The organism is Pseudoduganella sp. HUAS MS19, from assembly GCF_053615455.1.
Genome location: NZ_CM132133.1, coordinates 924,162 through 950,205, shown reverse-complemented (window position 1 = coordinate 950,205; position 26,044 = coordinate 924,162). Strand labels below are relative to the sequence as shown.

Genomic DNA, 26,044 nt, shown 5'->3' with positions numbered 1-26,044 from the left:
CGCGGGCCGGTTTTCAGGCCGCGTAGCGGATCACCCGATTACGCCCGCTTTCCTTGGCCTGGTAAAGCGCCTCGTCGGCCTGTTCGATCAACTGCATCGCCTGCTCTTCCGGCGACGCATCGTCTGGTACCTGCGCCAGGCTGGACACGCCCACCGAGGCCGTGATCGACACCTTCACACCGTGCGACAGCTCGATCATGGTCGCCGCAATGCCGGCGCGGATACGCTCGCCGACATAGGTCGCGCTTTCCAGGTCGGCATCGATCAGCAGCACCACGAACTCCTCGCCGCCAAAGCGCGCCAGCGCGTCCGACAGGCGCAGTTCCGCCTTGATGCGGTTGGCCACTTCGCGCAGCACTTCGTCGCCGCCGCCGTGGCCGACCGTGTCGTTGACGCGCTTGAAGTGGTCGATGTCGATGTACATGAACGACACCGGATACGCTTGCCGGCGCGCGCGCGCAATCTCTTCGAGCAGGCGGCGGTCCACATAGCGGCGGTTGAACACCCCGGTCAGCGCGTCGGTCAGGCCCATGTACTTCAGCATTTCATTGGAGATGACGTTCTCCAGGCAGATGGCAATAATGGATGCCATGTGCTCGACGAAATCGGTGCCCAGGCTGGGCGAAAAACGCGTCGGATCGGCGCTGCCCAGGTTCAGCGAGCCAATCAGCCGCTTGTTGCGCAGCAGCGGCACCACGCCCACGCTTTGCAAGCGCATGCCCGGCTGCGGGAACTGGCGGCCGTGCTTGTGCGGGTCGAACATGCCGAGGTATGGCCTGGGCGCCTGGCCCGGTTCGGTGTCGACGGCCAACGTTTCGGCATTGGGCACGAACACCAGGTTCGGGAAGTCGGCGAAATCGACGCCCAGCTTTTCCATCACGGTGCGGATATCGTCATCCACGTCGACCAGGGCCAGGGTCACCGCATCCAGGTCGGAAATCACCGGCAGGGAGCGGAAAATCGTGCCAATCAGCTCAGGAAAGCTGGCTGCGCCGACGATTTCCAGGTCGAACGCCTGGTGCCGCGTCATGATGGAATGATTGCGTTCGGCCTGCTCGATCAGATAGGCAAGGCGGGCGCGCAGGGACTGGTTCTCTGCTGCCAGTTCCGCCTGGGTGGGCTGCTTGCCCGTGATTTTCTGCGTAATCTCCATCGCCCTGCCGCCATCCACTACTAAAACGACAGTGTAACCTCGATTGGGTCGCCCACCGATAGTTTTATGCCATCACCTGTTGCTACGATTGCATTCATGCCGAAGCAGATGCCGCCGTCGACTTCGGGCTTGGCACGGTAGCTTTGCAGGATGTCCAGTGGATCGGGGCCGAATTCGCCGGTGGCCTGGTCGACCGAGGGCATCGGGCAGCGCGCGCAAGGCTTGACCGGCTTCAGGGCCGCTTCGCCGATACGGAATTCCTCGGTGTAGTCCTCTTCGAAGGCATCCAAGTCGCCCACCACCAGGTTGGGACGGAAGCGGTTCATCGGCAGGGGCTGGCGGCCCTGTTGCTGCAGCTTGTCGTTGAGGTCCTGCAGCGAGCCGGTGCCGATCACCAGAATGGGGTAGCCATCTGAGAACAGGGTCGGGTGCCGCTCGCCATTGGTCCATTTGCCGCTGGTCAGGCGCTTGGCGTTGGCGTGGAAGCGCGCCAGGCGGCATTCGATGCCGAGAAATTTGCTGAACCAGGTGGCGGTGGTTTCGTCGCAATCGTAAGCCAGCACGGTGTCGTCCCAGACTTGCACCTGCAGCGTCGGGGCGCCATCCGGATCGGGCAGGCCAAGCGGGATTTCCAGTTGCAGCATGCCGGGGGCGCGCAGCTCCATGGTTTCGGTCTTCAGGCGCGGCACAATCAGCGCCATGCGCGGATGTTCGCGCTGGGTCAGCGCTACGCCGCTGGCGTCGACCAGCATCCACTCGCGGTCGTAAATCTGCTCGGTCATCAGGCCGGCGCGGGTCAGGATCGCCTGTTTCAGCGACAGCCCCGCGCAGGACTTGATCGGGTAAAGGGTCAGTTCGGAGATGAAGGGCATAGTGCCCGTGAGTATGGCAGAAAAAATATCGCCGCGCGGTGCGCGGCGAATAATCAACGTTAAGCTTCCGCTTTCGGTTTTTTCGGCAGCTTGCTGCGCGCAGAAGGCTTATGCATGCCTGGCTTCTTGGCACGCTTGGGCGCAGCCGGCTTGGCATCGGCCGGCGCCTCCGGTGCCGGCGCCTCTACCGCCGCCGCGGTTTCGGCAGCGACAGCCAGCGCCGCTTCCGCCTGCTGCACCGCTTCCGCCGCATCGGCCGCAGCCTGCGCTACCTTGCTGCCGCGCGAGCTGGCTTTCTTCGCGGCCGGCTTCTTGGCCGCGGCGCGGGTGCGCTTGGCCGGCGCTGCCGCGACAACTTCCGCGGCGCTTTCGACGGCAACCTCAGCGGCAACCTCGGCAGGCGCGTCGGCTGGCGCCTGCACCACTGGCGCAACCTCCTCCACCACCGCCACGGCGGCGACTTCGGCATCGGCCGGCACTTCCACCGCACCGGCGGGGGCTGCATCGCCTTCGCCACGGCGGCCACGGCCACCACGGTTGCCACGATTGCGGCGGCCATCGCGGCCTTCGCGTTCGCGGCGGCCCTCGCCTGCTTCGCCGGTGGCTGCAGCAGCTTCCTCGGCGCCTTCGTGCGCTTCGGCAGCGGCATCGGCTACAACGCCAGTATCCTGTTCCGCCGGCGCCTCGACAACGGGCAGCACAACCGGCTGGTTGCTGCGGTACACATACGCACCCGATTTCTCGTCGCGGCCGAATTCAAGCAGGCCGCGCGCCTTCATTTCCTCCAGCAGGTTGCCGAAGGTGCGGAAACCGTAATACGACTCGCTGAAGTCCGGCTTGCGGCGCTTGATCGCTTCCTTCAGTACGGAGGCCCAGATCTTGCCTTCGCCACGTTCGGCAGCCAGTGCGTCGAAGGTGGTGTAGGCGATTTCCACGCACTGGTTGCGGCGCTTGTCCATCTCTTCGCGGCGGCGCTTTTCCTCTTCCGGCGAGCGCTTTGGCTGCTGCTCGCGGTCATTGCGCGTTGCCTGGCGCTGGCGGCGCGACTCGCGCACCAGGTCGTCGTAGAAAATGAACTCGTCGCAATTGGCCACCAGCAGGTCGGAAGTGGAATCCTTCACGCCTACGCCGATTACGCGCTTGGCGTTCTCGCGCAGCTTGGATACCAGCGGCGAGAAATCGGAGTCGCCGGAAATGATGACGAAGGTGTTGACGTGGGACTTGGTGTAGCACAGGTCCAGCGCATCGACCACCATGCGGATGTCGGCCGAATTCTTGCCGGACAGGCGCACGTGCGGGATTTCGATCAGCTCGAAGTTCGCCTCATGCATCGGCCCCTTGAAGCCCTTGTAGCGGTCCCAGTCGCAATAGGCTTTCTTGACCACGATGCTGCCTTTCAGCAGCAGACGCTCCAGCACGGGTTTGATGTCGAATTTCTCGTAGTTGGCGTCGCGGACGCCCAGTGCGACGTTTTCGAAGTCGCAGAACAATGCCATGCTGGCGTTATCGTTGGGTGATGCCATGTTTTTTATGAGAAGCTGTGCACAATCCGGCGATTATACTATTTCACCAACATTGACCCGGGAGACAACCGAATGAAACGCCTGCTGATCGCCGCCGCCACCGCCCTCATGATGCACAACGCCCTGGCGGCCGGCCCGGACACCGAATTCCGCCAGCAGGTCAACGCCTTTGTCGACAGCTGGCACGACGACGCGGCCAATACCCGGCCCGACTACTGGGACAAGTTCACGCCGGACGCCGTCTTCATCGGTACCGACAAGAGCGAAGTGTGGAGCTACAAGGAATTCAAAGCCTGGGCCAAGCGCTTCTGGGACCGCAAGAAGGCCTGGAGCTTTACCGCGCAAAAGCGCAATATCTACTTCTCGCCGGATAAGAAATACGTGTGGTTCGACGAGCAGCTCAACACGCAGATGGGGACTTGCCAGGCCAGCGGAGTGCTGGTCAATACCGGCAAGGGATTCAAGATCGAACACTACCAGCTGTCGCTGGCAGTGCCCAATCCGCTCATGGACAGCTTCACCAAAGCCATCCGCGAGCACGAAGCAAAACAGCCTTAGACGTTGAACAGGAAGTTCAGCACGTCGCCATCCTTGACCACGTACTCCTTGCCTTCGGCGCGCATCTTGCCCGCTTCCTTGGCGCCGGTTTCGCCCTTGTACGCGATGTAGTCATCGAAGGCGATGGTCTGGGCGCGGATGAAGCCGCGTTCGAAGTCGGTGTGGATCACGCCAGCCGCTTGCGGCGCGGTGTCGCCCACGTGGATGGTCCAGGCGCGCACTTCCTTCACGCCGGCGGTGAAGTAGGTTTGCAGGCCGAGCAGTTTGAAGCCGGCGCGGATCAGGCGGTCCAGGCCCGGTTCGGCCATGCCCATGTCGGCCAGGAAGGCTTCCTTGTCGGCGTCGTCCAGTTCGGCGATTTCCGCTTCAATGGCGGCGCAGATGGCCACGATTGGCGCGTTCTGGGCTTCAGCGTACTTGGTCAGCTGGTCCAGCAGCGGGTTGTTGGTGAAGCCGCTGTCGGACACATTGGCCACGTACATGGCTGGCTTGGCCGTGATCAGGCACAGTGGCTTGATCAGGGCCATGTCTTCGGCGCCCAGGCCCATGGCGCGCACCGGCTTGGCTTCGTTCAGGTGCGGCACCAGGGTTTCCAGCAGGGCGACCAGCTTGGCCGAATCCTTGTCGCCGGAGCGGGCTTTCTTCTGCTCGCGCGCGATGGTTTTTTCCACGGTCGACAGGTCGGCCAGCGCCAGCTCGGTCTGGATCACTTCGATGTCGTCCAGCGGCGATACGCGGCCGGCCACGTGCACCACATTGTCGTCTTCAAAGCAGCGCACCACGTTGACGATCGCGTCGGTTTCGCGGATGTGGGACAGGAACTGGTTGCCCAGGCCTTCCCCCTTGGAAGCGCCGGCCACCAGGCCGGCGATGTCGACGAACTCCACGATGGCAGGAAGAATGCGTTCCGGCTTGACGATTTCAGCCAGCTGCTTCAGGCGCGGATCAGGCACTTCCACCACGCCGACGTTCGGCTCGATGGTGCAGAACGGGTAGTTCTCGGCCGCGATACCGGCCTTGGTCAGTGCATTGAAAAGGGTGGACTTGCCGACGTTTGGCAGGCCGACGATGCCGCATTTGAGACTCATGAAAAACCTTTAAATGATATTGTTCTGCTACGGAATTTTCCGCAAATAGACCGAGATTGTACCCCAGAACATGCCCGGAACCGCCCATATCGCCCTGCTGGCCCGTTACAACGAATGGATGAACAACAAGCTGTACGAGGCGGCGGCCAGCCTGCCGGCGGAAGCGCTGGCGGCGGAGCGCGGGGCCTTCTTTGGTTCGCTGCTGGCGACCCTCAACCATGTCGCGGTGGGAGACACCATCTGGCTGCAGCGCATCGCCAGCCATCCGCGCTTTGCCGCGGCGCTGGCGCCTGTGGCGGCGCTGCCGGCGCCGGCCGCGTTGGACCAGCCGCTGTTCGACTCCTTTTCCGCGCTGCGCGAGCGGCGCGCCTGGCTCGACCGCCTGATCCTGGGCTGGAGCGCCGGCCTGGCCGAGGCCGACCTGGATGCCGTCATCACCTACCGCCGCCTGAATGGCGCAGCCAATAACCGTCAGCTCGGACTGTTGCTGCTGCATTTCTTCAACCACCAGACGCATCATCGTGGCCAGGCGACGACCTTGCTGTCGCAGGCGGGCGTGGACGTGGGCGTGACCGACCTGCTGCTACTGATACCGGAGGCGGAACGTTGAGCAGGATCAGTTGCTGATACGCCTGTGGGCAAACGGCGATACGGGTATCACTAGTGCTTGCAATATTGTTACCGATGGAAAACAATGCCATTAGAACAATATAGGGAGCATCCATGGATTTGCTTTGGTTTATCGTGCTGGCGGTGGTATCGCGCTGGGCCTGGCTGGCCCGCCGCGATGCGCGCCAGGCACGCCAGCATGCCCTCCAGTTGCAGCGCGACTTTGCTGCACTGGAGGCCACGCTCGCCGGTTTCCGGCGCAGCGCCGCCAGCCAGCCCGCGGCTGGCGCACCCGAACCGCCAGCCGCACCGTCGCCTTCCGCCACAGCGGCCACAGCGGCCGCACCGGCCGAGCGTGAACCGCTGGCGGCGCGTACGGCAATTTCTCCACCGCAGCCGGTGCCGCCAGCACCGGCACCTGGGCCGGCAACCTCGCCTGAACCTGCACTCCAGCCAGCGGCCGCGGCAACGCCTGCCGAGCCGGCCGGGCCCGCTGTCGCGCAACGCCCTGAAGCCCCCGCCAAGACCAGCGAGGCGGCCGACCTGGCTTGGGCTGCCGCCAAGGACGCCGCCCGCGACGACGCCGCGCCCGCGCGCCCGGCACCACGGCCTAGCCTGCCGCCGCGCGAACCGCCAGCCTGGGTTACCGCCGCCCGCAACTGGCTGTTCGAGGGCAACCTGGTGGCGAAAATCGGCCTGCTCATTCTCTTCATCGGTGTCAGCTTCCTGCTGAAATACGCGGCCGCCCGTGTCACGGTGCCGATCGAACTGCGCCTGGCCGGCATCGTGCTCGCCGACCTGGCCGCGCTGGCCTGGGCCTGGCGCATCCGCACCGGCAACCGGGGCGTCAGCCTGCCGCTGCAGGGCACCTGCATGGCCGTGCTGATGCTGGTGGTGTTCGGCGCCTTCCGCATTTACCACCTGATCCCCGGCGGCCTGGCCTTCGCCATGCTGTTCCTGCTGACACTCGGCACCTGTCTCCTGGCCGTGCTGCAGAACGCCCAATGGCTGGCCATCTTCGGCATCACCGGCGGCTTCGCCGCGCCGATCATGACCTCCACCGGCCAGGGCAGCCACGTCGCCCTGTTCAGCTACTACGCCCTGCTCAACGCCGGTATCCTGGCCATCGCCCTCAAGCGCTCCTGGCGCGTCCTGAACCTGCTTGGTTTTGCGTTCACCTTTACCATCGGCACCGCCTGGGGCGTGCTGCGCTATGAGCCGCAGTTCTACCTGTCGGTGCAAGGCTTCCTCGCGCTGTTCTTCCTGTACTACGTCGGTATCGCCGTCGCCTACGCCCACCTGGAAGCGCCCAAGCTGAAAAGCTATGTGGACGGCACCCTGGTATTCGGCACCCCGATGCTGGCGGCCAGCCTGCAATTCAGCCTGGTAAAAGGCTTTGAATTCGGCATGGCCTACTCCGCCCTCGTGCTCGGCCTGTTCTATGCCGTGCTGGCGGTCGCGCTGGCGCGCCGCCGGGCCACCTACGGCTTGCTGGTGGATGCGTTCACCGCCCTTGCCGTGGTGTTCGGCACGCTTGCCATTCCGATGGCGCTCGATGGCCGCTGGACTTCCGCCGCGTGGGCACTGGAAGGCGCCGGCATCGTCTGGATCGGCCTGCGCCAGCGCCAGCCGCTGGCCTGGGGCTTCGGCCTGCTGGTGCAACTGGGTGCGTGGGTCAGCTTCATCGGCTCCGTGTCCGGCCTGGACCAGGAGGCGGCAATGAACTCCAACCTGTGGCTGGGCTTCCTGTTGCTGGCGGTCAGCGCCTGCATCATGGCCATGCGCTTCCGCAGCCATTCCAGCGAAGAGGGGCTGGGCGGCCTGCAGTTGCTGGGCGCGCTGTTCCTCGCCGGCGCCGCCATCTGGCTGGTCGGCGGCGCCTGGACCGAAGTCATCCTGCGCACCAGCGGCAAGCTGCAAGCCAACCTGCTGGTTGCCAGTGCACTCGGCGCTGCAGTCGTGATGGCCCTGATCGGGCGCCGCCTGGCATGGCCGCTGGCGCGCGGCCTGGCCATGGCGGCGCAACTGCTGGCCGGCCTGGTGCTGGCTGTCCTGCTGGCCCTGAACTGGCATGTCGCACCGGTTTCGACCGACTTGTTCGCCACGCCGTTCCTCGGCAGCGTCATGCTGCTGGCCGGCGCCGTGTTCAGCGCGTGGACGATGAAACGCCACGGTTCGCAATATCCGGCGGCCTGGTCAAATGCGGTGCTGGCGTATTCCGGCGTCTGGTGGCTGCTGGTGATCGTGCCCACTGTCGCCAACTGGCTGCTGGCCCATTACGAAATCGCCACTACCGGCAACTTCGAACCGCACAGCCCATTGCGTGCCAGCGCCTACAACCTGGTGATCGTCGCCACGACGCCGTTGTTCGTCAAGCTGGCGCAACGCCTGTCCTGGCCGGCATTGCGTGCCGCGGTGCTGCCGGCATGGCTGCTGTTCGGCATCACCACGCTCGGCATGCTTGGCGCACTGTATAGCAGCATTACCGTGCCCGCCGGCGAAGTATGGTTCGCCTATGCCGCACTGTGGCTGTTGTCCGAATGGCTGATGCGCGGCGCCACGCTGGGCGAAACACCACTGGTGCTCCTGCACACCTTGCGCAGCACCGGTCCGTGGCTGATGATCTGGCCGGTGGGCGCCTACTGGATTTCGCGCGGCCTGGAAGGCAGTGGCGCCGATCCGGCCTGGGCCAACTTCCTGCCGGCCTGGCTGATGATGGGCGGCCTGGCCTGGGTGATGCGCCGGGTGCGTGCCGATGCCTGGCCGGTGACACCGGTCGCTGCCTGGTACCGCGATGTGCTGTTGCCGCTGGGCTGCGGCTGGTCGATCTTGCTGGTGGCGGTCTGGAACCTGACGCAGGACGGTGCGATGGCGCCCCTGCCCTATGTCCCGCTGGCCAACCCGCTGGACCTGACCAGCATCTTTGCATTGCTGCTGTCGGTTGCCGGCTACCGCCTATTGCAGGACAAGCTCTCGCCATACCGCCCGCAGCTGTTTGCCGGCGCAGCCCTGGCCGCATATGCCTGGTTCAACCTGGCACTGCTGCGCACCGTGTCGCATTACGTCGGCGTGCCCTACCAGTTCGATGCTCTGTTTGCATCGCAATTCGTGCAAGCCATGCTGTCGCTGGTGTGGAGCGTGACTGCGCTGCTGCTGATGCGCTTCGCAACGCGCAAGCACGAGCGCAAGCTGTGGATCGCCGGCGCTGTGCTGCTTGGCGTCGTGGTGGCCAAGCTGTTCCTGGTCGACCTGTCCAATGTCGGCGGTGTAGAACGCATCGTGTCCTTCCTCGGCGTTGGCGCGCTGATGGTGGGCATCGGCTACCTCGCCCCTTACCCGTCCGCAAGCGGCGGGCAAACTGAAAAGGAAGCCGCATGAACGCGCTGCTCCTGGCGGCGGCTGCCGCCACCGCTGCGGCAAGCGACTTGCCGCAGGATTACACCCACGTGATCCCGCTCTCGGTCAGCGGCAAGCCAGGCGTGGTCCAGCTGCAGCTGCCACGCGACGCCTACCTGAAAGCGCGCTCGGCCTCGCTCAGCGACTTGCGCGTATTCGATGCGCACGGCACGCCGCAGCCCTTTGCACTGCGCCAGCCGGACGCCGCCGCCAGCACCACCCATCGCGCCCTGCCGGTGCGCATTTTTCCGCTGCTGGCGGAACGCGCCGATGCCCCGCTGGCGGGGCTGGAGGTCAGCACGGCAACCGACGGCCGCGTGCTGTCCGTGCGCCTGCCTGCGCAGCAAGGCAGCGCGGCGCCCGGCCATGCGCAGGAGCGCCTGGCCGGGCTGGTGCTCGACTTGCGGCAGGAAGGTTCGCAAGCGCCGCCGCAGGTAGACGCCCTGCACTTCACGCTGCCGCCCGGCCGCACGACCTATACCGGCCAGGTCTGGCTGGAGGCCAGCGACGACCTGAAGCATTGGGATGCCATTGGCGTGGCGGAGTTGAGCTGGCTCGCCAATGCCAGCGACGAAACCCTGGCCAACGACAGGCTGGAGTTCCCGGCACGCTCGATGCGCTACGCCCGCCTGAGCTGGCGCAGCGGCGAGCCGGTCCCGTTTGCCGCCATCAGCGCACAAGTGCCCGTGCACAGGGTGGCGGCGGTCCCGGCCGAATCGCTGCTGTTGCCAGCGCAACCGGGCCGCGACCCGCGCGACCTGCAATACAGCAAACCGGCTGGCGTCACGCCACGGAGCATCGGCCTGCAAGTCGACAGCGGCAATATGGTGCTGCCCGCCATGCTGGGCAGCTACGTCGAGGTGCGCCGCACGGGCCAGTTCCGCTTCGAGCCCGCCGTGCGCACCACCTTTTATCGCCTGGAACAGGATGGCAAAACGCGCCTGTCGGGCGACATTGCAGTCCCGCCCTGGCTCGGCGATCGCTGGGTGCTGCGTTTCGACCAACCGCCGCCAGTCAAGCCGGCGCTGCGCATCAGCTGGGAGCCGGCCACGCTGGTCTTCGTGGCGGGCGGCACGCCGCCGTACACGCTGGCGGTCGGGCGCGACAAGGCCGCGCCGGCAGCGCGCGATATCACCGAGGTGGCGCCCGGCTTTACGCCGGCCGAATTAGGTACGCTGGAGCGTGCGAGGGCGGGCGCCGCGCAAGAGCAGGTTGAGGCGCTGGCCAACGCCGCCAAGCGCGCGAGCGCCGACCACAGCGCCGCCCGCAATCGCCTCCTGATCCTGTGGGGCGTACTGCTGCTGGGCGTGGCTGCGGTGGCGGGGATGGTATGGCGCCTGCTGCGGCAGGCGGGCGCCAGCAGCACTTAGTTGGTGTGCAGTTCCATCGTCGCCTTGGTGAAGTCGCCGGCGACGGCAGTCGGGATGATGCGCAGGGCTTTTTCGATCGCTTCGTCGATCAGCAACTGCTCTTCACGGCGCGGGCGATGCAGTACGAAGTCGGCCACCGGCTGGTTCAGGTTCAGGGTGCGCGGGTGGCCGATACCGATGCGCAGGCGCCAGTAGTCCTGGGTGCCCAGTGCGGCGGTGATGTCCTTCAGGCCGTTATGGCCGCCCGACGAGCCGCCCTTCTTCAGCTTGGCCGCGCCGGGCGGCAGGTCCAGTTCATCGTGCACCACCAGCACTTCGTCCGGCTGGATCTTGTAGAAGCGCGCAATGGCGCCGACCGACTGGCCGGAGCGGTTCATATAGGTTTGCGGTTCCAGCAGCCAGAGCTGGTTGCCGCCGATGATGGTCTTGGCCACCAGCGCATTGAAGCCCGATTCACGCTGCAAGCGGGCATTGGGCAGCGAGTCGGCCAGATTGTCCACCAGCCAGAAGCCGGCATTGTGGCGGGTTTGTTCGTAATCGGCGCCGGGATTGCCGAGGCCAACGATCAGGCGGATGGGCATGGTCTTGCGGTTGCGAGTGCAAAACCGCAGATTATACGGAACTATTGGGCTGGCGCGCTGCCAGCATTTCAGGTATCGCGCTGGGACAGCCATTGACCGCGCCCCCGCCGTGCTACAGCGAGATTTCTGCTTAGACCACTTGACAACAGGATACACATGTAAGATATTTATGACACGTGTCTTCAACCTAAAACAGAAAGGACGTGCCATGAACTACCTGACTACCCTGCTGCTTGCCGCCAGCCTGGCCGCGCCGGCCTTGGCCGCCGAGCCGCCAATGACGGACAAGGAGCGCATCGACCAGCTGATCGAGCAAAACAGGCTGCTGATCGCCCAGAACACCTTGCTGGCCGAACAATGCGAACGGCCAAAAACCAAAGAAGAAGCCTTCGCACAATGCATGCAAGCGGCGCGCGGCGAAAAGGGCGCGATGGCGACCGAATCGGTCAGCGCCAACTGCCGCCTGCTGCTGAAGTGAGCGGCATGCAAAAGCTGCTGCCAGTGCTCGAAGCGCTCGCCAATCCGCACCGCCTGCGCATCATCGCTGCCTTGAAAACGGACGGCCGCAACTACGTCAGCCAACTGGCGCGCGACGTAGGCATCAGCCGCCCGCTGCTGCACCTGCACCTTGCCAAGCTGGAGACTGCTGGCCTCGTCACCAGCAAGCACGAATTATCCAGCGACGGCAAGGCCCTGAATTACTTCGAAGTGGCCGATTTCTGCCTGACGCTGGATCCCGCAGCGATCGTTGAAGCCGCCAAACATCTCAACCCGGAAGAGGAATAACTGTATGTCCGAGCACATTTACCTGCTGACCCTGGGCCTGCCGCTGGCCACCGTACTGGTCGTCTTTGGCATGAAATACTGGTCCGCTGCGCACCAGGCCGGCGCCGAAGCCGCCAGCGCCGAGGCTTACCGCGAGCTGGCTGCCCGCGCCGCCGCCGCCCAGGCGGAACATGCCGCCGCCCTGGCGGCCATGCAAGCCACGCTGGCCAATATGAACGGCCGCCTGGCCGAAGTGGAAACCATGCTGAAAGAGGTGGGCTGATGCTGGCCCGCCTGTGGCAGCGCGATCCGCGGCATGAAGGCGTCATGCGCATCAACATCTATTTGCTGCGCCTGCTGTATGGGCTGATGTTCTTCATGCTGGGAAAAACCACCTGGACCGAGATCCTGACCCACCAGGGCCAATGGGCGCCGAACGAGGCGGTGGCCTGGACCGTATGGACCGCCTTTGCCACGCTGGCCGGTCTGGGCCTGCTGCGGCCGGTGAAAATGCTGCCGATCATCCTGCTCGAGATCCTCTACAAGGTGATGTGGCTGGTGATCGTCGCCTACCCGCTGTGGTCGCGCGGCGAGCTGGTGGGCTCGCCGGCGGAAAGCACGACCTACGCTTTCCTCGGGGTCGTGCTGGCAATCATTGCCGTCCCCTGGGGTTATATCGCAAGGTCGTACTTCACCTGGCCATCCGGCGCCAAAGCAGCCCGAGTATGAGCTTGCTTGCCAGCGTAGCACTGGCCGCCGCGCTCACCGCGGCGGCGGGACCGAAACAGATCTACCAGATGTCGCCGCAGGAAGCCGGCGCCTTTATCGCCGACATGCGGCATGCCGAACCCGACCTGCGCAAGCGCATCGCCGCCATCGGCCGCCGCAATATCGGCCAGCCTTACAAGCTGAACCTGCTGGGCGAATTTCCCTATGAGCTGCATGACACGCTGCCGATGTACAGCCTGTCCGCCAGCGACTGCCTGGTGTTCGCCGAGCATACCTATGCCATGGCGCTCAGCGCTTCGTGGGAAGAATTCTTCTGGACGCTGCAGCGCATCCGCTACAAGGATGGCGTAATCGGCGTGGCCAGCCGCAACCACTACATGGAAGTGGACTGGAACATCAACAACCGCTGGCTGCTCTCCGATGCCAGCGCCGGCGCGCGCTATACGATGCGGGTCGACCGTGCCCGGTTTCTACTGACTCAGCACCACGTGCAGCGCGACATCCCGGTGCAGGACACGGAGCAAGCCTACCTGCCGCTGGACCGCGCATTGCAGGAATTCGCTACCCTGGACGAAGGCGATATGGTGGAAGTGGTGTCCGTCCGCAAGGGCCAGCATATGGTGACCCATGTGGGGCTGGTGGTGCTCGATGCGCAGGGAACGCGCCGTTTCCTGCATTCGGCAGAACCGGAAGTGCGCGAGGAATCCTTCGCATCCTTCATCGCCCGCACCCGGGCAAGGGCCGGGAACGGCCTGGCGGGCTTCAAGTTCATGCGGCTGAACGAGGGAATTGAGGTGCTGCCTGCCGCAGCGCAGCCACGCCCGGGAAGCTGAAAATAAAAAACCCCGCCAAAGCGGGGTTCTTCATGCGATGCGAAAGAGGATTACTCTTTGGCAGCAGCGGCTTCAGCAGCAACAGCGCCAGCTGGCACGGATGCGGTAGCGATGGTGGCATCGGCACCGTGGGTCACGATGGTCACGCCTTTTGGCAGCTTCAGTTCGGAAGCGTGGATCGACTGGCCGACATCCATCTTCGACAGGTCAACGGTCAGGAACTCTGGCAGGTCAGCTGGCAGGCAGGAGATTTCGATCTCGTTGGCCACGTGGCTGATGGTTGCGGAGTGCAGCTTGACAGCTGGGGACACGTCAGCGTTTTCGAAGTGCAGGGCCACTTTCACGTGCAGTGGCTTGTTGGCGTCAACGCGCTGGAAGTCAGCGTGCAGAACCAGTTGCTTGAACGCGTGCATCTGGAAGTCGCGCAGCAGCACTTTTTCCACTTTGCCGTCGATTTCCATGTCCAGGATGGACGAGTGGAAAGCTTCTTTTTTCAGCGCGTGGAACAGGGCGTTGTGGTCCAGGGCGATGGTCACAGGGGCTTCGGTGCCACCGTAGATGATGCCAGGGGTCTGGCCGGAATTGCGCAGGCGGCGGCTCGCACCCGTACCTTGCAGATCACGTTTGAATGCTACAACTTTCATGGAATACTCCAAAAAATAAAACAAGGCTCGCGCCTTGTCGATAAACGAAGTGCCCCGCGACCAGGGCACTTCAACAAACCGGCTGCGGCGTGCGCCGCAGCCGGCAAATTCTTAGTCGACGAACAGGGAAATAACCGAATCGCCCTTGATGATGCGCTTGAAGGTCTCGGCCAGCAGCGGAGCGCAGGTCAGTTGGCGGATCTTGCCGCATGCCTTGGCAGCTTCGGACAGCGGGATGGTGTCGGTCACCACCAGCTCGTCTAGCGAAGAGCCGGAGATGCGTTCGATGGCCGGACCGGACAGCACCGGGTGCGTGCAGTAAGCGGTTACTTTCTTGGCGCCGCGCTCTTTCAGCACTTCGGCCGCCTTGACCAGGGTGCCTGCGGTGTCGACCATATCGTCCATGATCACGCAGTTGCGGCCTTCCACGTCGCCGATGATGTTCATCACTTCGGACACGTTGGCTTTTGGACGGCGCTTGTCGATGATGGCCAGGTCGCAGCCGAGGCGCTTGGCCAGCGCACGGGCACGCACCACGCCGCCGACGTCAGGCGAGACGACCAGCAGGTCTTGCTCGGCCTTCTTCTGCAGGTCGCCCAGCAGGATTGGCGAAGCGTAAATATTGTCAACCGGGATATCGAAGAAGCCCTGGATCTGGTCAGCGTGCAAGTCCATGATCAGGACGCGCTCGACGCCGGCTTCTTCCAGCATATTGGCAACCACTTTGGCCGAAATGGCGACACGGGCGGAACGCGGGCGGCGATCCTGGCGCGCATAGCCAAAGTAAGGAATTGCAGCAGTGATACGGCCAGCGGACGCACGTTTCAGGGCATCGACCATCAGGATCAGTTCCATCAGGTTGTCGTTGGTCGGTGCGCAGGTCGATTGCAGCACGAACACGTCTTTACCGCGGACGTTTTCGTTGATTTCGACCATGACTTCGCCGTCCGAGAACTTCGAAACGACTGCTTTGCCGAGTGGGATGCCGAGATTTTTTGCGACCCCTTCTGCTAAGGCTGGATTAGCGTTGCCGGTAAAAACCATCAGGTTTTCGTAAGCCATTGGGAGTCCCGAGAGGTAGTGTTGAATTCTTGAGGCACTCCTGCACCGCAGGAGCTTTTGTCTTAACCCTGGCTGGAGACTGCTGCCTCGACAGACCCAGGGAAAACGGTGGCAGGGGAACAAGGATTCGAACCTTGGTATGCCGGAATCAAAATCCGGTGCCTTAACCAGCTTGGCGATTCCCCTACTCTTAACTGACTGTCTTTCGTCAGTAGGCCGACATTATATAGCCTATTTTACGAAAAACCAAATCTTTTTACGATTCACAACTTTTCGATGATCGGATGCTGTTTCAGCGCCTTCGCTTTCCATCCGGTCCAGGCGGCTGGCACTTTCGCAAGCACCGCATCGGCCTGTTCCTCGCTTTGGATTGCGACGAACACACAAGCTCCGGAGCCAGTCATCCTGGCATCGCCGTAAGCGCCCAGCCATTCTACCGCTTCTGCTACTTGCGGGAATAAGCGGCACGCCACCTGTTGCAAATCGTTCTTTCCAAACTGGCGCAGATCTTGGCGATTTGCGTGGTAGCTGGAAAAGTCCGACATCTTAACGGGCGGCGTATCCCTTGTCAAATGCTCGGAGGTAAAAATTTGCGCGGTCGGGCAAGCCACGCCGGGCTCGATCACCACATACCAGCAATCCGGCGCATCGACCGGCCGCAACGCTTCGCCCACGCCCTCGGCAAAGCCGGTCTGGCCAAAGATGAAGAAAGGCACGTCGGCGCCCAGCGGCAGGGCCAGCGCCATCAGCTCTTCGCGCTTCAGGCCCGCGCCCCACAGCTTGTTCAGCGCCATGAACGTGGTGGCGGCATCGGACGAGCCGCCGCCCAGGCCGCCGCCCATGGGCAGGATCTTGTCGATGGTGATATTGACGCCGGGCGGCAGTGCGCCGGTGCGGCGCAGCACGTCCCGCTGCAGGATGCGGGCGGCGCGGATCACCAGGTCCTGCTCGGCGGGAACGCCGGGGATCTCGTTGCTGCGGTGCAGTTCGGCATCGCCGCGCAGCGAGAAATGCAGGGTGTCGCTGCGATCGATGATCTGGAATACCGACTGCAGCAGATGGTAGCCGTCGGCGCGGCGGCCATTCACATGCAGGAAAAGGTTCAGCTTGGCCGGGGCCGGGCAATTCAACAGGCTTTTCATGGTCAGTCGGAAATCACGATACGCAGGGCCATTTGCTGTACCTCGCCACCGCCCGGATGTTCTGCATTGATGAGCTTGGGGCGCGGCGGCGAGCTGTCCGGCTGCCAATCGGTGTAGTGCAGGCGCCAGCCTTCGCGTGTCGTCACTTCGCTATGGGCGGGACTGGCCGACCACGGCTTGCCATCGGCCGCGGTGGCATGGCCTTGCAGCCAGCCGCGCAGGCCGGCCACCGGCAGGGCCCAGCCCAGCGCGCGGGCGCTCAGCGCGTCGACACTGGGTGCGGTCAGTGGCGCTTTGTTGCCGCCTTCGCGCAGCGTGGCGCCCTGCGGCGTGACATGGATCGTGGCGACCTTGGTGCCAAAGGGATCGAACAGCGCGACATCCGTGCTGTGCGCGTCCTGCTGCCAGTCGAATTTGACGGTGGTCGATTCCTGGCTGCCGTTTTTGAGGTAGCGCACGTTCAGGCGGCCCGACAATGCCAGCTTGTCGGCAAAAGGCGCGACCGTGGCGGCGGAGGGCGGCGCGGACGGCCTGCTGGCGCAGCCGCACAGGATGGCGGCCGCGCCGGCGATGGCGGCGAGTGTCTTGAAGCTCATTAAATTCCAGCGTTGAGGCGCGCCAGCGTGCTGCGCAGCGCGTCGTTTTTCGGATCCTTGTCGCGCGCCTCGCGCCACAGCTTGGCGGCGCCGGCCTTATCGCCCTGCTTCCACAGCACTTCGCCCAGGTGCACGGCGATTTCCGCGTCGCCGCGCAAGGCGTAAGCCTGGCGCAGCGATTGCTCGGCTTCCTTCAGTTTGCCCATGCGGAACAGGACCCAGCCCATGCTGTCCATGATGTAGGGGTCGCCCGGCGCCATCTTCAGCGCCTTGTCGATCAGCTCATAGGCTTCGTCCAGCCGCACATTGCGGTCGGCCAGCGAGTAGCCCAGCGCATTGTAGGCGTGGTGGTTGTCCGGCACCGATTCGATCACCTTGCGCAGCGCCGTTTCCATCGCCTCCACCTTGCCCAGCTTTTCGGCGGCCAGCGCGTAGTCGTACATCAGGTCCGGGCTGTTGGGGAAGCGCAGCACGCCATCCTGCAGGGTTTTGAAAGCCTCCAGCGCGCGGCCGGCGTCGCGCAGCAGCTGGCCTTCGGTCTGCAGGATCTGCACTTGCTCGGCCTGGTCAGCCGGGGTGATGTCCTTCAACTGGGCGCGTGCGCCGTCGACGTCGCCTTTGCGTGCCGTGATGTGGGCGCGCTTCAGGCGGGCCGCCAGGGCACTGCGCGCATCGTCGCCGTCGATCTTGTCCAGCCATGCCAGCGCGCCGTCGAGGTCGCCCTTTTCTTCGGCGATCTGGGCCAGCAGCATCAATGCCTTGTTCGGGTCGCGCTCCGGGTCGGGCTGTGCTTCCAGCACTGCCACATAGCGCTTGAAGTAGCCTTCGGCCGCCTTGCTGTCCTGGCCCTGCAGCGAAATCACGCCCAGCGCGTACAAGGTGCCCGGGTTGTCCGGCTGCTCTTTCAGCAGCAGCAGGAATTGCTCGCGCGCCTGGTCGTACTGCTTCTGCTCCACCAGCAGGCGGGCATAGGCCGAACGCACTTCGCGCGCCGCCGGATATTTCTGCAGGAAGTCGGCGAACAGTTTCTGCGCGCCATCAAGCTCGCCCAGCATTTGCGCCATGGTCAGCGTGGCCAGTTCGGAGTCGGGCTTGATCTCCACGGCTTTTTTGGCCTCGGCACGGGCGCGTTCGGCCTCATTGGCGGCGTGGGCGCCCTGCGCCAGCACCAGGTGGGCTTCCTGCGTATGCAGGTAGGGTTGCAGCACGCGCTCCATCAGCGCCAAGGCGGCAGCCTTGTCTTTGGCGCGCAGCAGGAACTGCTGCATCTGGAACATCAGCAAGGGGCGGCCATTCGGCGCCGCCGCTTGCAGCCGCTGCGCGAACAACGCTTCGGCCTCCTTCAGGTCGTCGCCCAGCACGGCAAAGCCCAGGAAATACTGGGCCGCCTCGTCGGACTCGGGCGCCAGTTCGCGCCACAGGCGGATCGCCGCCAGCGCCTCATTGCCCTGCTTGGCCGACAGTGCCATTTCGGAAGCGCGGCGCGCCAGGCGCGGGTCGCGCGTCTGCTGCGCCAGCGCCATCATCGTCACATAAGCGCTTTGCCACTGGCCGCGCTTGAAATCGAGCTCGGCCTTGGTCAGCTTGTAGAACAAGTCGCTGGTCAGCTCGATATTGGGCAGCGTTTCGCCGGGCGGCGCGGCCTTGGCAAGGGCAGCGGCAGCTGCCGCCGGCGGTACGACGGAGGGCGCCGCCGGCCCGGGCGCCGCCTGTTCCGGCGGCACGACTGCACAGGCGGACACCAGGGCCGACAGGGTTACAATGGCGAATGCGTTTTTCAAAGGAAGATCCTGCAAATCGGGCTCAAGACTTGATTCTACGCCAACCTGCAAGAAACCACCCTCATGCCTGAATTACCAGAAGTAGAAGTCACCCGGCGCGGCGTCGCTCCCCATATCGAAGGCCGTATCGTGCGCGACGTCGTGCTGCGCCGCGACGGCTTGCGCTGGCCCTTCCCGGACGACCTGCCGGCGCTGCTGGCCGGGCGCCGCATCCTGGCGACCGGCCGCCGCGGCAAGTACCTGCTGCTGCAATTCGAGCATGGCACGCTGATCGTCCACCTGGGCATGAGCGGCCATCTGCGCGTGCTGCCTACCGGTATCCCGCCGGAAAAACATGATCATTTCGACATGACGGTGGAAGGCGCCGATGGCCGCCATGTGCTGCGCCTGACCGACCCGCGCCGCTTTGGCGCCGTGCTGTGGCACCCGGTGGCAGAGGGTGACCTGGACGGGCATCTGCTGCTGCGCGGCCTGGGCGTGGAACCGCTGGGCCCGGCATTTACCGGCCGGCTGCTGTTCGAGCAGACGCGCACCCGCAGCGCCGCCATCAAGCAGGTGCTGATGGCCGGCGACATCGTGGTCGGCGTCGGCAATATCTACTGCTCTGAAAGCCTGTTCCGTGCCGGGATCAACCCGAAAACCGCCGCCAACCGCATCAGTGCCGCGCGTTATGACCGCCTGGCACAGGCCATCCGCGACGTGCTGGCCGAGGCAATTGTGCAAGGAGGCAGCACTTTGCGCGATTTTATCGGTGTAAATGGGCAATCGGGGTATTTCCAACAGACATATTTCGTCTATGATCGTGCTGGTGTGCCCTGCCGCTTGTGCGGTGCGCCTGTGCGCCAGATCAAGCAGGGCCAAAGATCAACTTTTTATTGTGTAAATTGCCAGAAATAACGAGAGCAGAATGGTAAGGGACCTGGAACAATACAGCCAATGGCGCCAAGGCGTCATGGGCGCCGTCGCAAACTACCGGGACTGGGTCGTGCAGGCCGACCTGTCCGATGCCGCGACCGAGCAGCGCCTGGCGCAAACGCTGTCCAAACTGGCCGACGACAAGCTGTCGGTGGCCTTTGTGGCGGAGTTTTCGCGCGGCAAATCTGAACTGATCAACTCGATCTTCTTTGCCGATTTCGGCCAGCGCATCCTGCCGTCCGCGGCCGGCCGCACCACCATGTGCCCGACCGAGCTGATGTACGACCCGGCCTACCCTGCCTGCATCCGCCTGCTGCCGATCGAGACGCGGGCCGAGAACCTGTCGACCAGCGACTACCGCGATGAGCCGCACGCCTGGACCGTGCTGCCGCTGCAGCTCGATGCGCCGGAGCAGATGCAGGAAGTGTTCAAGCAGGTCAGCCTGACCCGCCATGTGCCGGTGGAAGAAGCCAAGCGCTATGGCCTGTACGACGAGAACGATCCCGACATGGGTGCCACGCTGGACAATAACGGCCTGGTCGAAATTTCGCAGTGGCGCCACGCCATCATCAATTTCCCGCACCCGCTGCTGAAGCAGGGCCTGGTGATCCTCGATACGCCGGGCTTGAACGCCATCGGTACCGAACCGGAACTGACGCTGAACATGATCCCGCATGCCCATGCGGTACTGTTCATCCTGGCCGCCGATACCGGCGTCACCAAGAGCGATATCGAAGTGTGGCGCACCCACATCGGCAATGGCGCCGGGCGCATGGTGGTGCTCAACAAGATCGACTCCATGTGGGACCCCTTGCGCACCGAGGAGGAAATCGAAGCGGCCATCGCGCGCCAGCGCGAGCACGCGGCCCATATGCTGGGCCTCGACGCGCGCCAGGTGTTTCCGGTCTCGGCGCAAAAGGCGCTGCTGGGCAAGATCACCGGCGACCATGAACTGGTGCACAAGAGCCGCATGAAGCAGCTCGAGAGCGCCCTGTTCAACGAGCTGATCCCGGCGCGCAAGGACATCATCCGGCGCCGCCTGGGCGACGAGCTGGCGGCGCTGAGCGGCGCCCAGTACGCGGCGCTGTCGGCCCGCACGCGCGGCATCGTCGAGCAACTGCACGAGCTGAAAGGCTTGCGCGGCAAGAACCAGTCGGTGATCGCCCACATGGCGCGCCGGGTCGAGGCCGAGAAGAAGGAATTCGACGAAAGCCTGTTCAAGCTGCAGGCCACGCGCGCCGTGTTCACCCGCCTGTCCACCGAACTGTATTCCAGCCTGGGCATGGGTATCCTGCGCGACAACCTGATCAAGGCGCGCGCGGAAATGCAGAACAGCCGCTTCACCACCGGCCTGCGCGATGCGATCAAGGTCTATTTCGACAGCATCCATGACAACCTGGATGAATCGGAGCGCAAGATCGAAGAGATCCGCAGCATGATGGAAACCATGTACAAGAAGTTCTCGGCAGAGCACGGCCTGACCTTGCCGATGCCGATGGCCTTCTCGCTGGCCAAGTACCGCGATGAGATCAACGAAGCGCACGGCATCTACGAGAAGCAGTTCGGCACCGCGGTCATGCTGACCACCTCGCGCGTGGTGCTGATGGAGCGCTTCTTCGATTCCGTGGCGTCGGCAGTCAAGCGCTGCTTCAAGGCGGCCAATGCCGATACCGATGCCTGGCTGAAGGTGATCATGGCGCCGCTGGAAGCGCAGATCCGCCAGCACAAGGAGCAGTTGAAGCACCGCCAGCAATCGATCGCGCGCATCCACGATGCGACCGATACGCTGGAGCAGAAGATCGAAGCCTTCGAAACCACCCAGGCCGAGCTGGAAGCGCAGAAGGCCAAGCTGGCCGCGCTGGCTGCGGCGATCAGCGACGCCATTTCGGCCGAGCATGTCGTGCTGGAGGCAGCGGCGTAATTGCAGTACGAAGACCCGAGCTTTTCTGCCGCGCTGATTGCGTGGCAGAAGCAACATGGCCGCCACGACCTGCCGTGGCAGAACACCCGCGATGCCTACCTGGTGTGGCTGTCCGAGATCATGCTGCAGCAGACGCAGGTGTCGGCGGTGCTGGCATATTACGCGCGCTTCCTGGAACGCTTCCCCACCCTCGCTGCGCTGGCTGCCGCTCCCGTTGAAGACGTGATGGCGCAGTGGGCCGGCCTGGGTTACTACAGCCGCGCGCGCAACCTGCACAAATGCGCGCAACGCGTGGTGGCCGAATATGGCGGCGTGTTCCCTGCCGACCCGGCCTTGCTGGCCGAGCTGCCCGGCATCGGCCGCTCCACGGCGGCCGCCATTGCGGCATTCTCCGCCGGCCGGCGCGCCGCCATCATGGACGGCAATGTGAAGCGCGTGTTCGCTCGCGTCTTCGGCATCGATACCTTTCCCGGCGAACGCAAGACCGAAGAAGCGATGTGGGCCCGCGCGGAAGCGCTGGCGCCCGCGGAAGACATCGAGGCTTACACCCAGGGCCTGATGGACATGGGGGCAACGTTGTGCACGCGCAGCAGCCCGTCTTGCGAACGCTGCCCGATGCAGGCGCGCTGCGTGGCTTACGCCACCGGACGCACGGCGGAACTGCCGGTACGCAAGCCGAAGAAGGCGACGCCGGAAAAGTCGGCGCACATGCTGCTGCTGGTCGACCGCGGCCAGGTGCTGGTCGAGCAGCGTGCGGCGACGGGCATCTGGGGCGGCCTGCTGTCCCTGCCCGAGCTGGCGGGGCACACGGCGCTGCCATCTGCCGGCCGTGCAGCCGGTGGCGGCGCCGCTGCCGCGGCGGATGCTGCGGTGGCTGCCGCCGTGCAGCCCTTCGGCACGATGGAGTCGCTCGAGCGCCTGCTGCCGGTCGTGCACATCTTCACCCACTATAAGCTGCACATCCACCCGCTGCTGGTCACGCTGTCGGCGCGCGCGGCGCTGGCCGGCGAAGGCCGCTACAGCTGGCTGGACGCCGCCGCCATCCCTGGCGCCGCCCTGCCGGCCCCCGTCAAGAAGCTGCTGCTCGATCTGCTCGGCGAACGCAGCCAGGCACGCATGTTCTGAGCACGCTCAAACAAGCCCGAACGCTAACGGGGCTTGCGGAAGGTCAGAGGTTCTCCAGCGAATAGATGCGTCGATGTTCGGCGATGGCGTAGCGGTCGGTCATGCCGGCAATGTAGTCGGCAATGCGGCGCGCCTGTGCGGTGGTGTCGCCGCGTGCCGTGCGGTAGTCGGGCGGCAGCAGCGAAGGGTCGGCGGAGAAGGCCTGGTACAGCTCGCGCACCATGCGGCTGGCCTTGAGGCGCATGCGGTTCACCTTGTAGTGGCGGTACAGGTTCTCGTGCAGGAAGCGTTTGAGTTCCGTGGCATCCTTGCGCATCTGGTCGGAGAAGCGGATCAGCGGCGGCGCGGCGCGCACCTCATCCAGGCTTTGCGGCTGGTGCGCGGCGATGCGCTCCTGCGACGTGGCGATCAGGTTGTCGGCCAGGGCGGTGATCAGGCGGCGCAGGGTTTCGTAAATGGCGCGGCGGCCGGCCAGTCCGGGGTGGGCGGCCTGCACCTCGCGCCACAGGCGGCCGAAGAACGCCACTTCCTCCAGCTGCGCGATGGAGATCAGGCCGGAACGCAGGCCGTCGTCGATATCGTGGCTGTTGTAGGCGATTTCGTCGGCCAGGTTGGTCAGCTGCGCTTCCAGCGAGGGCTGGGTCTTGTCGAGAAAGCGCTGCGCCACGTCGCCCAGCAGGCGGGCATTGTTGACCGAGCAGTGCTTCAGGATGCCCTCGCGCGTTTCGAACATCAGGTTCAGGCCATCGAAGGCGCCGTACTGTTCTTCCAGCAGGTCGACCACGCGCAGGCTTTGCAGGTTGTGCTCGAAGCCGCCGTGCTCCTTCATGCATTCGTGCAGCACGTCCTGCCCCACGTGGCCGAACGGGGTGTGGCCCAGGTCATGCGCCAGGGCGATGGCTTCCACCAGGTCTTCGTTCAGGCGCAGGTTGCGCGCCAGCGAGCGGCCGATCTGGGCCACTTCCAGGCTGTGCGTCAGGCGGGTGCGGAACAGGTCTCCTTCGTGGTTGAGGAAAACCTGGGTCTTGTATTCAAGCCGGCGGAAAGCGGTCGAATGGATGATGCGGTCGCGGTCGCGCTGGAACTGCGAGCGCGAGGCGTGCGGCGTTTCCGGGAAGCGGCGGCCGCGCCCCTTGTCGGAGTGTGCTGCGTAGGGCGCCAGCGTCTCTTCCATATTACTCCGTGCAGGCGGCCAGGGTTTGCAGCAGCAGCTCTTGCGGCGCCGTCGTGATGCGCGCCTTGCCCAGCGGATCGAGCAGGATGAACTTGATCGCGCCGCCCTCGTTTTTCTTGTCCACTTCCATCAGCTCCAGCCAGCGCCCGGCACCCAGGTCCGGCGCCGCGATCGGCAGGCCGGCAGCGGCCACCAGGTCGCGGATGCGTTCCACCGTGGCCTGGTCGATGAAGCCCAGGCGCTGCGACAGATCGGCCGCCATCACCATGCCGCAGCCGACCGCTTCGCCGTGCAGCCATGCGCCATAGCCCATGCCGGCCTCGATGGCGTGGCCGAAAGTGTGGCCGAAATTGAGGATGGCGCGCAGGCCGCCCTCGCGTTCGTCCTGGCGCACCACGTCGGCCTTGATTTCGCAGGAGCGGGCGATGGCATAGGCCAGCGCGCCCTTGTCGCGCGCCATCAGCAGGCCCATGTTCGCCTCGATCCATTCGAAGAACGGCACGTCGATGATGCAGCCGTACTTGATCACTTCCGCCAGGCCGGCCGACAGTTCGCGCACCGGCAGCGTTTCCAGCGTCGTGGTGTCGGCAATCACCGCCTTGGGCTGGTAGAAGGCGCCGATCATGTTCTTGCCCAGCGGGTGGTTGATGCCGGTCTTGCCGCCCACCGAGGAGTCGACCTGGGACAGCAGGGTGGTCGGCACCTGCACGAAATCGACGCCGCGCATGTAGGAAGCCGCCGCGTAGCCGGTCATGTCGCCGATCACGCCGCCGCCCAGCGCCACCAGGGTGGTCTTGCGGTCGGCCTTATTGGCCAGCAGCGCATCGAACACCTTCATCAGCGATTCCCAGTGCTTGTGCTCTTCACCGTCAGGCAGCACCACTTCGATCACCTCCTTGCCGGCAGCGGCCAGCGGCGCGCGCACGCGCTCCATGTACAGCGGCGCCACCGTGTCGTTGGAAACGATGGCGACCTTCTTGCCGCCCACGTACCTGGCCAGCAGGCTGGCGTCCTCCAGCAGGGCCGGGCCGATGGCGATCGGGTAGCTGCGCTCGGCCAGGTCGACGTTGAGCAGGATATTGGTCTGTTCATTCATGGCGGGTTGTGCCTTGGTCACGCAGTTGGGCGCGGCCTGGCAGGCCAGCGCGTCGAGCTGGTTGATGATGTTCTGCACCATCGATTGTACGTTGGGGCGGCCGGTGTCGATGACCAGGTCGGCCATGTCCATGTACAGCGGCTCGCGCTGTGCCAGCAATTCTTCGAGTTTCTTGCGGGGGTCGGCCGTTTGCAGCAGGGGCCGGTTCTTGTCGTGCGCGGTACGGGCCAGGATCGAATTGATCGACGCGCGCAGGTAGATGACGGTGCCGCGTTCCTGCAGCAGGGTGCGGCTGGCTTCGTTGAGAATGGCGCCGCCGCCGGTGGCCAGCACGATGCCCTGCTGGCAGGTCAGCTCGCGGATCACTTCCGCTTCGCGCCGGCGAAAGGCAGGCTCGCCTTCGATCTCGAAAATCCAGGGGATCGAGGCGCCGGTGCGGCTTTCGATTTCATGATCGGAATCGACGAACCGCAAGCCCAGCTTGCGGGCGAGCTGGCGACCAATGGTCGTCTTGCCCGCCCCCATCAATCCAACTAAGTAAACATTTTGCATTCACGCATGATAGCGCAAATTGCGCAGCAGCAGCCTGCCGCCGGGCAGGCGCTGCACTGGTCTCTGCTTATTTCGTCGTGACGGTGATGGTGTTGGAGGTCACGTTTTCGACCCCTTTGACGCCGGCCGAGATCTTGATTTCCAGGTTAACCGGCTGCGGAACGCCGTTCACGGTCACGCCTTTCACGCTCAGCTTTTCGCTGACGGTGCCGGTGCTGTCGGTGACTGCGCCGCTGTTGCTGATGGTGCCGGCGGTGGTCTTGAACAGCACGGTTGCGCCAGGCACAGCCTGGTTGCCGCTGTCCTTGACGATCGCGGTAATCGTCACTTCGGTGCCATCGACGCCGGAGGCGGCAATGGTGTTGGAGCTGGAACTCACCACCACGCTGGCTGCTTTGGGCGTCAGCGGGTCAGGGTCGGTGGTGCTGGTGCCCGGATTGCCGCCGCCGCCGCCGCAAGCTGCCAGCAGGCCGGCACAAGCCAGCGCGCCAAGCAAGCCGGACAGTTTTCGGAATACTACGTTTGCCATGTTCTTTCCTTTATTCTGATGACACTAATG

The 26,044-nt window shown here is 64.5% G+C and carries 25 protein-coding genes and 1 tRNA gene; 12 read left to right on the top strand and 14 right to left on the bottom strand.

What is annotated here, in order from left to right:
* Positions 1 to 13 precede the first annotated feature (13 nt).
* From ACWBU6_RS04420 to ACWBU6_RS04410, 3 genes are read right to left on the bottom strand one after another with little or no spacing between them, the layout of a single operon-like run.
* On the bottom strand, positions 14 to 1,153 hold the full coding sequence (locus ACWBU6_RS04420) for a DUF484 family protein (RefSeq protein WP_452647629.1): 1,140 nt from the start codon (positions 1,151 to 1,153) through the stop codon (positions 14 to 16).
* A gap of 20 nt (positions 1,154 to 1,173) precedes the next feature.
* Positions 1,174 to 2,025, bottom strand: coding sequence for an MOSC domain-containing protein (locus ACWBU6_RS04415; protein ID WP_452647628.1), 852 nt, complete (start codon positions 2,023 to 2,025; stop codon positions 1,174 to 1,176).
* Between the two features lie 59 nt (positions 2,026 to 2,084).
* Positions 2,085 to 3,548 (bottom strand): NYN domain-containing protein, encoded by a 1,464-nt coding sequence (locus ACWBU6_RS04410; RefSeq protein WP_452647627.1) that lies wholly within the window; start codon positions 3,546 to 3,548, stop codon positions 2,085 to 2,087.
* Between the two features lie 72 nt (positions 3,549 to 3,620).
* Here ACWBU6_RS04410 and ACWBU6_RS04405 point away from each other — a divergent pair, with 72 nt between their 5' ends.
* Positions 3,621 to 4,106, top strand: coding sequence for a nuclear transport factor 2 family protein (locus tag ACWBU6_RS04405; protein ID WP_452647626.1), 486 nt, complete (start codon positions 3,621 to 3,623; stop codon positions 4,104 to 4,106).
* Here the strand turns inward: ACWBU6_RS04405 and ychF are convergent.
* Positions 4,103 to 5,194, bottom strand: a complete 1,092-nt coding sequence (gene ychF / locus ACWBU6_RS04400; RefSeq protein WP_452647625.1) for a redox-regulated ATPase YchF — start codon at positions 5,192 to 5,194, stop codon at positions 4,103 to 4,105. The two genes, ACWBU6_RS04405 and ychF, sit on opposite strands and share 4 nt — an antisense overlap.
* A gap of 70 nt (positions 5,195 to 5,264) precedes the next feature.
* On the opposite strand from ychF, the gene ACWBU6_RS04395 reads away from it, so the two are divergent.
* The 3 genes from ACWBU6_RS04395 to ACWBU6_RS04385 all read left to right on the top strand — a co-directional run bounded on the left by ACWBU6_RS04395 (position 5,265) and on the right by ACWBU6_RS04385 (position 10,569).
* Positions 5,265 to 5,804: a DinB family protein gene (locus ACWBU6_RS04395; protein ID WP_452647624.1), complete on the top strand. Its 540-nt coding sequence runs from the start codon at positions 5,265 to 5,267 to the stop codon at positions 5,802 to 5,804.
* A 113-nt stretch (positions 5,805 to 5,917) separates the two neighbouring features.
* The gene (locus ACWBU6_RS04390; protein WP_452647623.1) at positions 5,918 to 9,181 is read left to right on the top strand and encodes a DUF2339 domain-containing protein; all 3,264 of its coding nucleotides are present in this window, start codon (positions 5,918 to 5,920) and stop codon (positions 9,179 to 9,181) included.
* Positions 9,178 to 10,569, top strand: a complete 1,392-nt coding sequence (locus tag ACWBU6_RS04385) for a DUF3999 family protein (protein WP_452647622.1) — start codon at positions 9,178 to 9,180, stop codon at positions 10,567 to 10,569. The genes ACWBU6_RS04390 and ACWBU6_RS04385 overlap by 4 nt, the downstream gene beginning before the upstream one ends.
* On the opposite strand, the gene pth is transcribed toward ACWBU6_RS04385, so the two are convergent.
* Positions 10,566 to 11,150, bottom strand: a complete 585-nt coding sequence (gene pth, locus ACWBU6_RS04380) for an aminoacyl-tRNA hydrolase (protein WP_452647621.1) — start codon at positions 11,148 to 11,150, stop codon at positions 10,566 to 10,568. The genes ACWBU6_RS04385 and pth overlap by 4 nt on opposite strands.
* Positions 11,151 to 11,358: 208 nt before the next feature.
* Here pth and ACWBU6_RS04375 point away from each other — a divergent pair, with 208 nt between their 5' ends.
* The 5 genes from ACWBU6_RS04375 to ACWBU6_RS04355 are packed head-to-tail and all read left to right on the top strand — an operon-like array spanning position 11,359 to position 13,477.
* Positions 11,359 to 11,628, top strand: coding sequence for a hypothetical protein (locus ACWBU6_RS04375; RefSeq protein ID WP_452647620.1), 270 nt, complete (start codon positions 11,359 to 11,361; stop codon positions 11,626 to 11,628).
* Positions 11,629 to 11,633: 5 nt separating this feature from the next.
* Positions 11,634 to 11,936, top strand: a complete 303-nt coding sequence (locus ACWBU6_RS04370) for an ArsR/SmtB family transcription factor (RefSeq protein ID WP_452647619.1) — start codon at positions 11,634 to 11,636, stop codon at positions 11,934 to 11,936.
* A 4-nt stretch (positions 11,937 to 11,940) separates the two neighbouring features.
* Positions 11,941 to 12,198, top strand: a complete 258-nt coding sequence (locus ACWBU6_RS04365) for a hypothetical protein (protein ID WP_452647618.1) — start codon at positions 11,941 to 11,943, stop codon at positions 12,196 to 12,198.
* Positions 12,198 to 12,644, top strand: a complete 447-nt coding sequence (locus ACWBU6_RS04360; protein WP_452647617.1) for a hypothetical protein — start codon at positions 12,198 to 12,200, stop codon at positions 12,642 to 12,644. The genes ACWBU6_RS04365 and ACWBU6_RS04360 overlap by 1 nt, the downstream gene beginning before the upstream one ends.
* Positions 12,641 to 13,477: an N-acetylmuramoyl-L-alanine amidase-like domain-containing protein gene (locus ACWBU6_RS04355; RefSeq protein ID WP_452647616.1), complete on the top strand. Its 837-nt coding sequence runs from the start codon at positions 12,641 to 12,643 to the stop codon at positions 13,475 to 13,477. The genes ACWBU6_RS04360 and ACWBU6_RS04355 overlap by 4 nt, the downstream gene beginning before the upstream one ends.
* A 50-nt stretch (positions 13,478 to 13,527) precedes the next feature.
* Here ACWBU6_RS04355 and ACWBU6_RS04350 read toward each other — a convergent pair whose 3' ends face one another.
* From ACWBU6_RS04350 to ACWBU6_RS04325, 6 genes are all read right to left on the bottom strand, one after another.
* Complete coding sequence (locus tag ACWBU6_RS04350) at positions 13,528 to 14,121, bottom strand: 50S ribosomal protein L25/general stress protein Ctc (protein WP_452647615.1); 594 nt, start codon at positions 14,119 to 14,121, stop codon at positions 13,528 to 13,530.
* Positions 14,122 to 14,232: 111 nt separating this feature from the next.
* On the bottom strand, positions 14,233 to 15,183 hold the full coding sequence (locus ACWBU6_RS04345) for a ribose-phosphate pyrophosphokinase (protein WP_130315905.1): 951 nt from the start codon (positions 15,181 to 15,183) through the stop codon (positions 14,233 to 14,235).
* A gap of 109 nt (positions 15,184 to 15,292) precedes the next feature.
* Positions 15,293 to 15,369, bottom strand: a tRNA-Gln gene (locus ACWBU6_RS04340).
* Positions 15,370 to 15,446: 77 nt separating this feature from the next.
* Positions 15,447 to 16,325: a 4-(cytidine 5'-diphospho)-2-C-methyl-D-erythritol kinase gene (gene ispE, locus ACWBU6_RS04335; protein WP_452647614.1), complete on the bottom strand. Its 879-nt coding sequence runs from the start codon at positions 16,323 to 16,325 to the stop codon at positions 15,447 to 15,449.
* A gap of 2 nt (positions 16,326 to 16,327) precedes the next feature.
* Positions 16,328 to 16,921 (bottom strand): lipoprotein insertase outer membrane protein LolB, encoded by a 594-nt coding sequence (locus tag ACWBU6_RS04330; protein WP_452647613.1) that lies wholly within the window; start codon positions 16,919 to 16,921, stop codon positions 16,328 to 16,330.
* The gene (locus ACWBU6_RS04325; protein ID WP_452647612.1) at positions 16,921 to 18,702 is read right to left on the bottom strand and encodes a tetratricopeptide repeat protein; all 1,782 of its coding nucleotides are present in this window, start codon (positions 18,700 to 18,702) and stop codon (positions 16,921 to 16,923) included. Before ACWBU6_RS04325 ends, ACWBU6_RS04330 begins: the two co-directional genes overlap by 1 nt.
* 63 nt (positions 18,703 to 18,765) lie before the next feature.
* Between ACWBU6_RS04325 and mutM the strand changes: the two genes are divergently transcribed.
* From mutM to mutY, 3 genes are read left to right on the top strand one after another with little or no spacing between them, the layout of a single operon-like run.
* Positions 18,766 to 19,599 carry a bifunctional DNA-formamidopyrimidine glycosylase/DNA-(apurinic or apyrimidinic site) lyase gene (gene mutM, locus ACWBU6_RS04320; protein ID WP_452647611.1) on the top strand — a complete coding sequence of 278 codons (834 nt, stop codon included), beginning with the start codon at positions 18,766 to 18,768 and terminating at the stop codon, positions 19,597 to 19,599.
* Positions 19,600 to 19,609: 10 nt separating this feature from the next.
* Positions 19,610 to 21,538: a dynamin family protein gene (locus ACWBU6_RS04315; protein WP_452647610.1), complete on the top strand. Its 1,929-nt coding sequence runs from the start codon at positions 19,610 to 19,612 to the stop codon at positions 21,536 to 21,538.
* Positions 21,539 to 22,663 carry an A/G-specific adenine glycosylase gene (gene mutY / locus ACWBU6_RS04310; protein ID WP_452647609.1) on the top strand — a complete coding sequence of 375 codons (1,125 nt, stop codon included), beginning with the start codon at positions 21,539 to 21,541 and terminating at the stop codon, positions 22,661 to 22,663.
* A gap of 43 nt (positions 22,664 to 22,706) precedes the next feature.
* On the opposite strand, the gene ACWBU6_RS04305 is transcribed toward mutY, so the two are convergent.
* From ACWBU6_RS04305 to ACWBU6_RS04295, 3 genes are all read right to left on the bottom strand, one after another.
* Positions 22,707 to 23,837 carry a deoxyguanosinetriphosphate triphosphohydrolase gene (locus tag ACWBU6_RS04305; RefSeq protein WP_452647608.1) on the bottom strand — a complete coding sequence of 377 codons (1,131 nt, stop codon included), beginning with the start codon at positions 23,835 to 23,837 and terminating at the stop codon, positions 22,707 to 22,709.
* Between the two features lies 1 nt (position 23,838).
* Positions 23,839 to 25,458 carry a bifunctional shikimate kinase/3-dehydroquinate synthase AroKB gene (gene aroKB, locus ACWBU6_RS04300; RefSeq protein WP_452649526.1) on the bottom strand — a complete coding sequence of 540 codons (1,620 nt, stop codon included), beginning with the start codon at positions 25,456 to 25,458 and terminating at the stop codon, positions 23,839 to 23,841.
* Between the two features lie 94 nt (positions 25,459 to 25,552).
* Entirely contained in the window at positions 25,553 to 26,014 is a 462-nt protein-coding gene (locus ACWBU6_RS04295; RefSeq protein WP_452647607.1) for a hypothetical protein, read from the bottom strand.
* Positions 26,015 to 26,044 lie beyond the last annotated feature (30 nt).